The following is a 12,090-nucleotide window of genomic DNA, read 5'->3' as shown; positions in this document are numbered from 1 at the left end:
ACCGCGCCATCTGCGCGCGCTGTTCACGGCAAGGAAATCATACGCCTGGGAAAGATACTTTTGCGGCAAGATTTATGCGCTGATCAAGGGTCAATGCAGGCCGCCTTACACCTTGAAAATAGGCGTTTTCAGTTCCCATTCGATGACAATTGAATAGAATCGGCAAAAGCTGGGCGTGTATAAGCGCCGCACCGGCAGGCGCCGGCGCGTGGCTTGCATGGTGATAGTCAGGCGGCGGGCGGCGGCTGGAAGGCGCAGAAACCGGGCCACTGCTCCCGGCTGTCGCACACTTTCAGGCAGCCTTTGTTGTCCTTGAACGTGGCGACAACCTTGATGGGAAAACCATAGTGTGGCGTGGTGGCCAGGAAGGCGGATGAGCAGCTTTGTTCGTTGCTGAAGCGGAAAGTGATTTCTTCGCGGCGGCCCTTGCGCTCAAAGCTCAGCATGAAGGTTTCATTGCTGTTCCACTGCGCCTTGCCCGGCACGCGGAAGCGGTAGCGCGGGTTGCCCGCCTGCTGGCCATCCAGTTTCTGGCCAAATACGCGGCTGCTGGCCGTGGCCGTCTCGACCTTGGCAACCGGATACACGACGCCAAAGATATAGGTGCCGGCAAACCCCTGGTCGAAGCCGAGTCCCTTCTGGTAAAACGGCACGACGATATGCGGCGCGCCCGTGTACTCGACGGTATTGCGCGCCGTCACGCGCGACGTCAGCTTGTCATCGGGCTCTTTGCCGAAGACCACGTCCAGTTCCAGCAAGGCTTGTTGCTTGTCGATATCTTGCGCCAGATAATCCTTGGGGAACATTTCGCCGTGCACGCAGCCGGCCAGCAGGGAGGCGGCGCAGCAGCCGGCGATCAGTTTGGATATTGTCATGGCTGTTTTCCTTCCGGCGGCGCGGAAATGAGGCCCAGCCCCGTCACTTGCAAGCCGTTCTTGCCTTGTTTCCATTGAAATTGCTGGCCGAACCAGGCCAGTTCCAGTTCGCGCCGGATGCGGATCGAATCCGTGCGGCCCTTGCCCGCCTTGATGGCGGCGCTCGCCTGCGCGGAAGCGGTCTCCGACAAGGGTTTGAGCCATCGTTGATAGGTATCGGGCGGCAAGGCCAGCACGCCAGCGACGCCGTCATCGCGCGTGGCAACGATGATCCCTACCTTCGTCAGCGCATTCGTCAGATAGGCGCCGCGCCGCCCGTCGGGCGAGACGGAAACCAGCATGGCACGCGGATAGTCGCCGCTGACGTTGCCCGGCACGTCAAACCACAGCAGCTCGCCCGTGCCCGTATCGAGCGCGCGGCCGTCGCGGGGAAACAGCAGCAGCTCGGGACGGCCAGGTTGCGGCACGCCCCATTCGGGGTCGCGTTCCGTGCGCACCATGTTGTCGCGCTGCAAGGGACTGATGGGGCGCATCAGCGGTTCGCCATTCTGCACGCCGATCAGTATCGTGCCCTGGCCCGTATAGCCCTTGGTAAAGGCCAGCAGCATGGGCTGGCCTTCGCGCGTGGCCTTGATGGGCCGCACTTCCACCACTTCGCGCGCGCCGCCGGGCCAGTAGCCGTGCCTGCGGAAAGACAAGGTGACCAGAGAGTCGTAACGGCCATTCGTGACGGCAAAGTCGCCGTATTGCCTGACCACCGGCATGTTGGGCGTCTGCGCCTGTGCGGCGGGCCAGATGGCGGCAAGCAGGCTGGCGGCGGCCGCCAGGCGGCATAAAGAGAGGGACAGCATGGCATCCTGTAAAGGTCGCACTGGGCGAAGAATCAGAATTCTAAACGATTCCTCGCCAGCAACACTGCCCAATTGGAAACATCAACGGCGCTGGATTTCGATCAGCTCGATCTCGAACAGCTTCGGCCACAGTTTGCCCGTGACAAACAAGCGTTTGCCCCGTGCATCCCAGGCGATACCGTTGAGCACGGCATCGGGATTGGCCGTGCCCCGCTGTTCCGGCGGCAGCAAGCCTGTCAGGTCGATCCAGCCGACAACTTTACCGCTGGCCGGATCGATGCGGGCGATCACGTCCGCGCCCCACACATTGGCGTACAGCTCGCCGTCGACCATTTCCAGTTCGTTCAGGCGCTCGATGGGGCGGCCTTCCGCCTTCACCTCGAAACGGCGCACCTCGGCCAGGGTCTTCGGATTGAGCACGCGGATGGCGGAGCTGCCGTCGCTCATGTAGACGAATTTGCCGTCGCTGGCCAGGCCCCAGCCTTCGCCCTGGTAGCTGAAGGTGCGCTTGAGCTTGAACGTTTTATGGTCGAATACATAGCCGGTCTTCGACACCCACGTCAGGCCCAGGATTTCATCGCCCACGTCGGTGATGCCTTCGCCAAACACTTTTTTGTCGAGCATGCTTTTCTGCAGGACCTTGCCCGTCGTCAATTCCACCTTGCGCAAGGAAGACTGGCCGTTCTGGCCCGTGCTTTCATACAGATGGCCATCCTTGAACAGCAAACCCTGGGTAAATGCCTGGGGGTCGTGCGGATAGGTATTCTTGACGAAATAGCCATACACGGGGATGGCGGCCTGGGCGTAGCCCATTTCGCTCATCAGTCCCACCGTGCATAACAATCCCAGCAGCAGCGAGCCTGCCGTGCGTTTCAGTCTGGTTTTACCTGTGTTCTTCATATGCTTGGCGGTGGTTGGCGAGCGGCTATTGTAATCGCCCGGGCTGCGCCATGCGCGCCCTGACGAGCTCGAGCCAGGCGCGGGCGGCGAATGACAGCCGCCCTCCGCGGCGCCAGGCCAGCATCAGATTCCACTCCACGGGCGGGCCATCGAGGGGAATGACTGTAAATTGCATTTGATCCAGGGTATCGCAATACATCTTCGGCAGCAGGCAGATGCCCACGCCCAGCTGCACCAGCGAGGCAATGAAATCCCACTGGCCGCTGCGGCCCGTGATACGGGGCGCGAAACCGGCCCGCTGGCATGCATCGAGCACGATGTCGTTCAGGGCAAACGCGGCGCCGTAGAATATGAAGGGACTGTCGGCCAGCTCGGCCAGGGCCACGGAAGCGCGCCCCTGCCACGGCGAGCCGGGCGCGGCCAGCAGGCACAGCGGCGAGCGCACGAGGGGCAAGGCTTCGAAATCCTGCCAGGTGGCCGCATTGCCCGGGTAATCGAGCATGGTGCCCAATTCCACCGTGCCGGTGCGCAAGTCGCGCTCGATCGCCTGCGTGCCGCTTTCGTACATCTTCAGCTCGATGCCCGGATAGCGCTGGTGGTACTCGGCCAGCCAGGGCGCCAGGGTCGAGTGCGTTTGCGGCGACACGCCGACTCTTAATTCCCCCCGTTCCAGATGTTGCAGGTCGCGCAATTCCACCTTCAGTTCCGCGTGCAGGGCCAGCAATTCATGCGCGCGCGACAGCACCACCTTGCCCGCGTCCGTCAGGGTAAAACGTTTACCGGCCCGATCGAGCAAGGCCAGGTCCAGCGACTGTTCCAGCTGGGCGACCATCTTGCTGACGGTGGGTTGCGTCACGTGCAGCCTGGCGGCCGCGCGCGTAAAACTGTTCTGTTCCACCACTTCGACAAAGTAGCGCAGGGAGCGGATATCCATGATGCATTCCAAACTCGAATGATAATCATGAGTTTAATTCATTTTATCTTTTGATGCGGGGTCCCTACAATGAAACCTTCTCCCTGCCGCTAGAAAGCCTGCCGTGAAAGCCGTCCCTTATTCCACTACCGCCCCACTCTCCGTCCCTGCCTGGCGCCAGCCCGCGCAGACCGTGTGGCAAGTGGGCATCTTGATCGCCGCCTGGTGGCTGGCCGACGAGGCCGCCTCCGCCCTGCACTTGCCATTTTCCGGCGGCGTGGTCGGCCTGTTCGTGCTGGTGGCCTTGCTGCTGGCAGGCTGGGTGCGGCCAGCCGCCATCGAACTGGGCGCGAACTGGCTGCTGGCCAATATGCTGCTGTTCTTTATCCCACTGGTCGTGTCCGTGGTGCAATTTACGCAGTTGTTGAAATCACAGGGTGTGATGCTGTTCGTAAATATCGGCCTGGGCTTTGCCAGCGTGATGCTGGCCACGGCGTTCACCGTGGAATGGGTGTGCCGCTATGAACGCAAGCTGCGCCTGCAAAAACTGCTGCGCCAGCGCGCAGCGAGGACGCAAGCATGAACACCGTGCTCCTGCCCCTGCTGTTCTTGCTGCTGACCCTGGTGCTGTTCTACGCCAACCAGGCGCTGCATCGCCGCCATCCGCACTTCTTGCTCACGCCCGCCATCTGCACCTCGGCGTTACTGATCGTCATCGTGCAGGCCACCTCGACGCCGTTCGCCACGTATTTCGGCGAGACGCGCTGGCTGCCGTGGCTGCTGGGACCGGCCACCATCGCCTTCTCGCTGCCTATCTTCCAGGAGCGCAAGCTGATCCGCAAGCACTGGCTGGCCCTGTCGCTGGGCAGCTGCGCCGGCATCGTCGCATCGGTCGCCGCCACCTTGCTGCTGGACCGGGTCCTGGGCGTGCATGGCGACATGGCGCGCAGCCTGCTGGCCCGTTCCGTGTCGACGCCGTTCGCGCTGGAAGCATCACGCCACATGGGCGGCTCGGCCCAGCTGACGGGCATCTTCGTCGTCATGACCGGCCTGTTCGGTTTGATGCTGGGCAAACCGTTATTAAAACTGCTGCCCTTGCGCATGCGCATTGCCCGTGGCGCCCCGTATGGCGCGGCCGCGCACGGCTTTGGCCTCTCCGTGGCGCGCCGGGTCGGCACGGAAGAAGGCGCCGTGGCCAGCCTGACGATGATTTTCTCGGGCGTCGTGACGGTGCTGCTGGCGCCGCTGCTGGGCAGATTATTGGGCTAGGGTTCCCTCGGCGCGATTGCGGCAGGTCAAAGCGGCAAGCGCGGGTTGGGCGATAGTGTGCGGACTCCCGTTCGCCCACCATCCCGGAAACCCTATGGCAAGCACATCCAATCCAGGGCCGCAGGCCCTGCAAGTCGACTATTTTTCCGCCAGCGACCAGTTCCTGTTCACGCAGACGGCCGCCGATCTGCTGGAGCAGCAGGCCAATCTCGACCTTGATGCCCAAGTCGATGCCGGCCTGGCCTACCAGGTCAGCCAGTTCCAGTCGCAAATGAAGAGCCGCGCGATGACCGCCGGCGACCGCATCTTGCCCGCCTACATCGGTTTGCTGAGCCAGGCGACGGCCTTTGCCGCGCTATGGAACGCCGCCTACCAGCTGCAACGGCCCCGGCTGGCGCAAGCGGCGCTGGATGCCGGCACACGCGCCGACATCGCGCAGGTCTACCGGCAACTGGCCGTGCAATCGGGGCACATCAACCAGCAAGCCCAGGCGCTGACGGGCGACATGCGCGTCATCGCCGGCGAACTGGCGCCGCTCAACGCGGGCTTCAATACGGCGCTGTCCGCCACCATCGCCGCCCTCGGCGCCGCCGCCAGCGCGTCATCGGCCAGCATCGACCAGCTGAAAGCCGCCATCAACACGAATATCGCCGATATCGTCGCCGGCGCCAACAAGACGGGCGCTGCCGTCACGGAATTGATCGTCAAGACCATGACCACCATCAGCGATGCCCAGGGTGATGGAAAGACCGCGCCATCGGGCGACTTCGTGGTGCAAGGCATCGATGCGGCGGAACAGGGCGTGGCCGAGACGGCCCAGGCCCGCGCGGCCCTGAACGCCAACAATGCCCTGCTGGCCAGCGCCTACCAGCAGTTGGCCGGCGCCGATGCGCTGGTGGCCGTGGCCAAGGTGGTGCAGGTACAGAACAGCCAGTTCAGCAGCGCCTTTCACAACGCACTCGACACGGCCCAGGTACTGGCCGAGGACTGGGGCCAGTCGCCGCAAGCACCGCCAGCGACGGGCGTCAGCGCCGGTCTGGCCGCCTTTGCCGATGCCGTCGCCGGCATGGCCAGCAGCGCCGACGCCGAAACGCTGGGCGGGCAGCTCGACTACGCCAACACGGCGTGGCAGCTGCTGGCCGCCAGCTTGGCGCCGCTGGAGCAAGCCATGACAGGCGCTTCCTGAACGGTGCGCCACCGCTTGTTTATCCGACCGCCCACACAATGACCCATCCGACCAGGAGCCGCGCATGTCGAATCAAAACCAGGCAGCACAAGGCATCAGCACCGCCAACAAATCGCAGTGTTCACAAGCGCTGCTGATACAAACCTACGCCAACAGCATCAACGAGCAGCCCAGCGTGGATTTTTCGGGCGACGCCAATTTGCTGAAATACCAGTCGCAAATCAACGATGGCCTGGGCCAGGCGCAAACCCACGCCACGGCCTACCTGAATGTCATCCAGCCCACGATCATTGCCAACATCGCCAATATCGGCAATTACTACGCGCTCAACAACGCCGTGCTGACGGCCTTGCCAACCGGCTCGACCGAGGCGCAATGGATCGCCACCCTGACGGCGCTGCAACAGCAATCCCAACAATACCAGACGGCCGCGAATGGCGTCGTCAGCGCCCTGCAGACCTTGCACGACAACCTGACCACGGATTCCGCCTCGTTTTCCACCACCGTCAGCGACTTGAACGCGGCCGTGAATGGCGACAATGGCGTGCTCAGCTCCATCAATAGCCAGCTCAGCACCATCCAGGGGCAGATCGACGGCGCCATTGCCGGCACCGTGCTGAGCGGGCTGGCCATCGTCGGCGGCACCTTCATGGTCGTCGTCGGCGGCGTGGCCGATTTCGTCACGGCAGGCACGTCGACGCCGCTGGTGGTGGCCGGTGTGGCCGTCGTGGCCGCCGGTATAGGCGGCGAAGTGGCGTCGGCCATCACCCTGAAAAACCTCAACGATGAAAAGGCGACCCTGCTGGGGCAGGAAGCGTCGCTGACGGCCGAAGTCAAGCTGGCCACCGGCATCAGCAGCGGCTATGCCAGCCTGTCGAACCAGGTGCAGGCGGCCGTGCAATCGGCCACGCAGATGGAAAACGCGTGGGAATTCCTCAGCAGCGACCTGGGCAGCCTGATCAGCGACCTGCAGCAAGGCATACAAAACACGGACACCATCCGCACCCTGTTCCTGACGGCCGCCAACACGGAAATGCAAGCCGTCACCACGGACATCACCACCATCAAGGGCCAGATGACGGGCGTCACCAGCATCGTGGCGCCCAAGGGCCAGACGGTGGGCGAAGCGGCCGTTGCCGCGGCGGCGTGAGCGCCATGGCCGGCCTGCTGACGCAAACCCTCGCCAACCTGCTGGCCGCGCAGCAGCAGATCGCGGCCCTCGGTGGCTTGCCGCCAGCCGCCCAGCAGATCCAGGCCGGATGCAATGCCTTGATCCAGCCCATGGTGATGCAGACGCGAACGCTGCAACAGGCTGTTGCCGCCTTCGTCCAGGCGGCAACGCCGCAGCTGGCGCAAGTGCAAAGCATGCTGTCGGCGCAGGCGCCGCTGCCCGATATCAAGGCGGCGATGTCGGCCCTGCAGCAGCAGGCACGGCAGCTGCAGGGCACGGCCAATGGCACGGCCGGCACGCTGACGGCGCAAACGGCGCAATTGATGGGCTATTTCAACCAGCTTGCCGGTGTCGAAGCGGGCTTGCAAAGCCAGGTCACGGCATTGCAGGGGCAACTGGGCGACGCGCAAAGCGAACTCGATGCGGCGCAGAAGCGCTATTACTATCTGCTGGCGCTGGGTCCGTTCGGCCTCGTCGGCCTGGCCGTGGCGCTGGGCCTGTACTTGAAATGGAAGTCCGATGTCAGCGACCTGCAAGGCCAGATCGGCGGCTTGAATGGCCAGATCGGCGCCTTCAATGGCATGAAGGCGGCGTGCCAGCAGCTGGGCACGGATTGCCAGGGCCTCGCCGCCAGCATGTCGGGCGTGCGCAACGCCGTCAATTTTCTCGTCAGCGACTTGCTTGAGGTCAGCGGCGACCTGGACGCGGGCGATGCCGCGGTCGTCATTGCCCTGATGGCGACGGCCGCCAGCACGGAACTGGCCACCCTGGGCACGGATGCCGCTTGAGCCGCCTGAGGTCCATTGCTTGCAGGGACTGACGGCACGGGCGTTTATCGGGGATAATACGTCTTTCCCCTTGCCAGCACCCGCGCCACGATGAAATACCCCGCAGTTCAGCCTTTCAGCGATATCCTGCCCCGCTTGAGCGAGTTCGATGCCATCATCGATGTGCGCAGCCCGTCCGAGTTCGCGGAAGACCACTTGCCAGGCGCCATCAACCTGCCCGTGCTCGACGACGAACAGCGCGTGCGCGTCGGTACCTTATACAAGCAGACTAGCGCGTTTGAAGCGAAGAAGCTGGGCGCGGCGCTGGTGGCGAAGAATATTGCGCGGCATATCGAAGACGGTTTGCTCGGCCACCCGCAGCACTGGAAACCGCTCGTCTACTGCTGGCGCGGCGGCAACCGCAGCGGCGCCATGGCGCACATCCTCGCGCGCATCGGCTGGCCCGTCACGCAGCTCGAGGGCGGCTACAAGGATTACCGGCGCCACGTGAACGCCGAGCTGGCCACCCTGCCCGAGCGCTTCGACTTCATCAATGTGCTGTGCGGCCCCACGGGCAGCGGCAAGAGCCGCTTGCTGCAAGTGCTGGACACGCAAGGCGCGCAAGTGATCGACCTGGAGCAATTGGCGGCCCACCGTGGTTCCGTGCTGGGCGGCTTGCCCGAGGAAGACCAGCCATCGCAAAAAGCGTTTGAAAGCGCGCTATGGCAGCAACTGCGCACTTTCGACCCGCAACTGCCCGTGTTCATCGAATCGGAAAGCAAGAAAGTGGGCCGTTTGCGCGTGCCCGATGCGCTGATGGACAAGATGCGCGCGGCCGATTGCACGGACGTGCTCCTGGCCACGGACCAGCGCGTGCAATTGCTGATGCAGGACTATGCGCATTTCGTCGGCGACCCGGCCCGCCTGAACGTGCAGCTGGCCCTGCTGACGCAGCTGCATGGCAAGGAGAAAATTGCCCACTGGCAGCAACTGGCCACCTCTGGCCGCATGGCCGAGCTGGTGGAAGAATTGCTGGTCCAGCATTACGACCCCGTCTACCGCCAGTCGATCGCCCGCAACTTCAGCCGCTACGCCCAGGCGACGCCGCTGGTGCTGCCCGACATTTCAGAACATGCCTTTGAGCAAGCCGCGCGTGCATTATGTGCTATCGTCGGCGGCAACCGTACTGCCAGCGCCGCGTGATGCCTGGCTTGCCACCCAATTACCTATTTCAGCAGGATGAAGACCATGTCCGATAGCGCAGCAACACCTAATACACCGATCCGATTGACCGAATTTGCCCATGGCGGCGGCTGCGGCTGCAAAATTGCGCCGGGCGTGCTGGCCGACATTTTAAAGGGCAGCGGCGGCTTTCCCCTGCCGAAGGAATTGCTGGTCGGCATAGAAACCTCGGATGACGCGGCCGTCTACCAGCTCAACGACGAGCAGGCGCTGATCGCCACGACGGATTTCTTCATGCCTATCGTTGATGATCCGTTCGACTTCGGCCGCATCGCCGCCACCAACGCCATTTCCGACGTGTACGCCATGGGCGGCACGCCCATCATGGCCTTGGCCCTGGTCGGCATGCCGATCAACAAGCTGCCCGTGGAAACCATCGGCCTCATCTTGAAAGGGGGCGAAACCATCTGCGCCCAGGCCGGCATCCCCATCGCGGGCGGCCACACCATCGATTCCGTCGAGCCGATCTATGGCCTCGTCGTGCTGGGCCTGGTCCACCCGTCGCAGGTAAAACGCAATGCGGGCGCGCGCGCCGGCGACAAACTGGTATTGGGCAAGCCGATCGGCGTGGGCATCCTGTCGGTCGCGCTGAAGAAGAATGCGCTCGATGCGGGCGGTTACGCTTCCCTGATCGACAACACCACCAAATTGAATACCCCGGGCAAGAAACTGGCCCTGCTCGATGGCGTGCATGCGCTGACGGATGTGACGGGCTTCGGCTTGCTGGGCCATACCCTGGAACTGGCGCGCGGCGCCAAGTTGCAGGCGCGTATCGCCATGGATGCCGTGCCGCTGCTGCCGCAAGTGCAGCAACTGGCGCAAAAAGGCAACATCACGGGCGCCTCCGGCCGCAACTGGCAGGGCTACGGCGCGCAAGTGGCGCTGGCCGACAGCCTGAGCGCCATCGACAAGGCGATTCTGACGGACCCGCAAACGGCCGGCCCCCTGCTGGTGGCCTGCGCGCCGGAAGCCGTCGAGCAAGTGCTGGCGATTTTCCGCGCAGAAGGTTTTGCCGACGCCACAGTGATTGGCGACGTGCTGGAAGGCACGACCGGGGTTTCCGTATTTTAATGAATAATTTTTTAAAGGCAGTCCCATGACCACATTCTCGAAATTTCCCGCCATCCTGGCCACCGTCGCCGCCACCCTGGCCATCCACAGCGGCCTGGCGCAAGCGCAGCAAGTGTTGCGCGTGTCCGCCATTCCCGACGAAGCGCCGACGGAATTGCAGCGCAAGTTCAAGCCGCTGGGCAGCTACCTGGAGAAAAAGCTGGGCATGAAAGTGGAATTTACGCCCGTCACCGATTACGCGGCGTCCGTGGAAGGCTTGATCAATAACAAGCTCGACATGGTCTGGTTCGGCGGTTTTACTTTCGTGCAAGCGAACGTGCGCAGCGGCGGCAAGATCGTGCCGCTGGTGCAGCGCGAGGAAGACACGAAATTCCGCTCGGTTTTTGTGACCACCAGCAAGGACATCAACCAGTTGTCCGACCTGAAAGGCAAGAATTTCACGTTTGGTTCGGAATCGTCGACCTCGGGCCACTTGATGCCACGCTACTACTTACTGGCAGCCAAGATCAATCCTGACACGGACATGAAGCGCATCGCGTTTTCCGGCGCGCATGACGCCACCGTGGCGGCAGTGGCCGGCGGCAAGGTCGATGCGGGCACCTTGAACATTTCTGTTTGGGAAAAACTGGTCGAAGCGAAAAAGGTCGATCCCAGCAAGGTGCGCGTGTTCTACACGACACCAGGCTACTACGACTACAACTGGAGCGTGCGCGCCGACATGAACCCCGCCGTGCGCAAGAAGCTGACGGACGCCTTCCTGGCGCTGGACCCGTCTACGGCCGAAGGCAAGGAAATCCTCGAATTGCAGCGCGCCACCAAGTTCATCCCGACCAAGGCCGAGAACTACAAGGATATCGAAGCGGCCGCGCGCGATGCGAAGCTGTTGAAGTAACTTTATTGCCGAACCTGTCGGATTACGTCCTGCGGACTAATCCGACCTACGCTGTCCGTTGTATGGCGTAGGTCGGATTAGCGGCGCAGCCGCGTAATCCGACACCGCCCCAAAAAAAACCGAAACATCGCATGACATTCCAACTTCACAAGGTCAGCGTCCACCACGCGGGCGCGCCCGGCAATGCGCTGGCCCTGCGCGAGCTTAGCCTGGACGTGGCCCAAGGTGAACAGATCGCCCTGATCGGCCCTTCCGGCGCCGGCAAGACCAGCTTGCTCCATACCCTGGCGTGTGCGCTGCGCCCGGAATCGGGCATATTGAACATTCTTGGCACTTCACCCTGGCAAGTCGCCAGCGCCGCGCGCCACCGCTTGCGTGCGCGCCTGTTCCTGGCGCCGCAAACGCCGCCGCTGCCGCCGCGCCAGCGGGTCGTCAACGCCGTGCTGGCAGGCCGCTTGCCGCAATGGAATTTGTGGACGGCCATCCGCTCGCTGCTGGCGCCCATCGACCCGCGCACCGCGTGGGAAGCGCTCGGTAAATTCAACCTGCAAGACAAGCTGTATGCGCGTGTTGACCGCTTGTCCGGCGGCGAACGCCAGCGCTGCGGCATGGCCCGCGCGCTCGTGTCGAACGCGGAAGTCTTCCTCGTCGACGAGCCCTTGTCCGCGCTCGATCCCACACTGGCTTTGCAGACGATCCATGTGCTGCAGGCCGAAGCAACGGAACGCAACGCCACCCTGATTTGCAGCTTGCACCAGGTGGAGATCGCCCGCGCCTGCTTTACGCGCATCGTCGCCCTGCGCGATGGCCAGATCGTCTTCGACTTGCCTGGCGCCGAGGTCAGCGACGCGATGATCGCAGCGCTGTACCGCAACAAGGCCGACCCCGCGCCGCAATTCGAGGCCGTGGAAACAAATCTGGACGCCGCGAGGCCCCTTTGCTGAAGAGCACCG

At 63.2% G+C, this 12,090-nt stretch carries 13 protein-coding genes; 9 read left to right on the top strand and 4 right to left on the bottom strand.

Annotated elements, in window-relative coordinates; translation table 11 throughout:
• Positions 1–227: 227 nt before the first annotated feature.
• The 4 genes from V3C40_RS03870 to V3C40_RS03855 all read right to left on the bottom strand — a co-directional run bounded on the left by V3C40_RS03870 (position 228) and on the right by V3C40_RS03855 (position 3,560).
• Complete coding sequence (locus V3C40_RS03870; RefSeq protein WP_331776568.1) at positions 228–875, bottom strand: hypothetical protein; 648 nt, start codon at positions 873–875, stop codon at positions 228–230.
• Positions 872–1,726: a hypothetical protein gene (locus V3C40_RS03865; RefSeq protein WP_331776567.1), complete on the bottom strand. Its 855-nt coding sequence runs from the start codon at positions 1,724–1,726 to the stop codon at positions 872–874. Before V3C40_RS03865 ends, V3C40_RS03870 begins: the two co-directional genes overlap by 4 nt.
• A gap of 81 nt (positions 1,727–1,807) precedes the next feature.
• Positions 1,808–2,626: a glutaminyl-peptide cyclotransferase gene (locus V3C40_RS03860; RefSeq protein WP_331776566.1), complete on the bottom strand. Its 819-nt coding sequence runs from the start codon at positions 2,624–2,626 to the stop codon at positions 1,808–1,810.
• Between the two features lie 25 nt (positions 2,627–2,651).
• Entirely contained in the window at positions 2,652–3,560 is a 909-nt protein-coding gene (locus V3C40_RS03855; protein WP_331776565.1) for a LysR family transcriptional regulator, read from the bottom strand.
• Between the two features lie 103 nt (positions 3,561–3,663).
• On the opposite strand from V3C40_RS03855, the gene V3C40_RS03850 reads away from it, so the two are divergent.
• From V3C40_RS03850 to V3C40_RS03810, 9 genes are all read left to right on the top strand, one after another.
• A complete protein-coding gene (locus V3C40_RS03850; RefSeq protein WP_331776564.1) occupies positions 3,664–4,122 on the top strand; it encodes a CidA/LrgA family protein in 459 nt (152 codons plus the stop codon).
• Positions 4,119–4,808 (top strand): LrgB family protein, encoded by a 690-nt coding sequence (locus tag V3C40_RS03845; RefSeq protein WP_331776563.1) that lies wholly within the window; start codon positions 4,119–4,121, stop codon positions 4,806–4,808. Before V3C40_RS03850 ends, V3C40_RS03845 begins: the two co-directional genes overlap by 4 nt.
• Positions 4,809–4,902: 94 nt before the next feature.
• Complete coding sequence (locus V3C40_RS03840) at positions 4,903–5,994, top strand: hypothetical protein (protein WP_331776562.1); 1,092 nt, start codon at positions 4,903–4,905, stop codon at positions 5,992–5,994.
• Positions 5,995–6,058: 64 nt separating this feature from the next.
• The gene (locus V3C40_RS03835; protein ID WP_219329014.1) at positions 6,059–7,144 is read left to right on the top strand and encodes an HBL/NHE enterotoxin family protein; all 1,086 of its coding nucleotides are present in this window, start codon (positions 6,059–6,061) and stop codon (positions 7,142–7,144) included.
• Positions 7,145–7,149: 5 nt separating this feature from the next.
• Positions 7,150–7,953, top strand: coding sequence for a hypothetical protein (locus tag V3C40_RS03830; RefSeq protein WP_331776561.1), 804 nt, complete (start codon positions 7,150–7,152; stop codon positions 7,951–7,953).
• Positions 7,954–8,043: 90 nt separating this feature from the next.
• Positions 8,044–9,135, top strand: a complete 1,092-nt coding sequence (mnmH, locus tag V3C40_RS03825; protein WP_072453573.1) for a tRNA 2-selenouridine(34) synthase MnmH — start codon at positions 8,044–8,046, stop codon at positions 9,133–9,135.
• A gap of 45 nt (positions 9,136–9,180) precedes the next feature.
• Entirely contained in the window at positions 9,181–10,245 is a 1,065-nt protein-coding gene (gene selD, locus V3C40_RS03820; protein WP_331776560.1) for a selenide, water dikinase SelD, read from the top strand.
• Between the two features lie 25 nt (positions 10,246–10,270).
• A complete protein-coding gene (locus V3C40_RS03815; RefSeq protein WP_219329010.1) occupies positions 10,271–11,137 on the top strand; it encodes a putative selenate ABC transporter substrate-binding protein in 867 nt (288 codons plus the stop codon).
• Between the two features lie 131 nt (positions 11,138–11,268).
• Positions 11,269–12,081, top strand: coding sequence for a phosphonate ABC transporter ATP-binding protein (locus tag V3C40_RS03810; RefSeq protein ID WP_331776559.1), 813 nt, complete (start codon positions 11,269–11,271; stop codon positions 12,079–12,081).
• Positions 12,082–12,090: the final 9 nt, after the last annotated feature.

Origin of the sequence: Janthinobacterium sp. LS2A (assembly GCF_036543145.1) — a bacterium.
Taxonomy (GTDB): domain Bacteria; phylum Pseudomonadota; class Gammaproteobacteria; order Burkholderiales; family Burkholderiaceae_D; genus Janthinobacterium; species Janthinobacterium aestuarii.
This window is presented reverse-complemented; position numbering and strand designations above follow the sequence as displayed.

What these genes read in the sequence shown, in the direction of transcription:
- V3C40_RS03870 (WP_331776568.1), bottom strand. Translation starts at nt 875, where the DNA reads ATGACAATATCCAAACTGATCGCCGGCTGCTGCGCCGCCTCCCTGCTG.
- V3C40_RS03865 (WP_331776567.1), bottom strand. Translation starts at nt 1,726, where the DNA reads ATGCTGTCCCTCTCTTTATGCCGCCTGGCGGCCGCCGCCAGCCTGCTT.
- V3C40_RS03860 (WP_331776566.1), bottom strand. Translation starts at nt 2,626, where the DNA reads ATGAAGAACACAGGTAAAACCAGACTGAAACGCACGGCAGGCTCGCTG.
- V3C40_RS03855 (WP_331776565.1), bottom strand. Translation starts at nt 3,560, where the DNA reads ATGGATATCCGCTCCCTGCGCTACTTTGTCGAAGTGGTGGAACAGAAC.
- V3C40_RS03845 (WP_331776563.1), top strand. Translation starts at nt 4,119, where the DNA reads ATGAACACCGTGCTCCTGCCCCTGCTGTTCTTGCTGCTGACCCTGGTG.
- V3C40_RS03840 (WP_331776562.1), top strand. Translation starts at nt 4,903, where the DNA reads ATGGCAAGCACATCCAATCCAGGGCCGCAGGCCCTGCAAGTCGACTAT.
- V3C40_RS03835 (WP_219329014.1), top strand. Translation starts at nt 6,059, where the DNA reads ATGTCGAATCAAAACCAGGCAGCACAAGGCATCAGCACCGCCAACAAA.
- V3C40_RS03830 (WP_331776561.1), top strand. Translation starts at nt 7,150, where the DNA reads ATGGCCGGCCTGCTGACGCAAACCCTCGCCAACCTGCTGGCCGCGCAG.
- mnmH (WP_072453573.1), top strand. Translation starts at nt 8,044, where the DNA reads ATGAAATACCCCGCAGTTCAGCCTTTCAGCGATATCCTGCCCCGCTTG.
- selD (WP_331776560.1), top strand. Translation starts at nt 9,181, where the DNA reads ATGTCCGATAGCGCAGCAACACCTAATACACCGATCCGATTGACCGAA.
- V3C40_RS03815 (WP_219329010.1), top strand. Translation starts at nt 10,271, where the DNA reads ATGACCACATTCTCGAAATTTCCCGCCATCCTGGCCACCGTCGCCGCC.
- V3C40_RS03810 (WP_331776559.1), top strand. Translation starts at nt 11,269, where the DNA reads ATGACATTCCAACTTCACAAGGTCAGCGTCCACCACGCGGGCGCGCCC.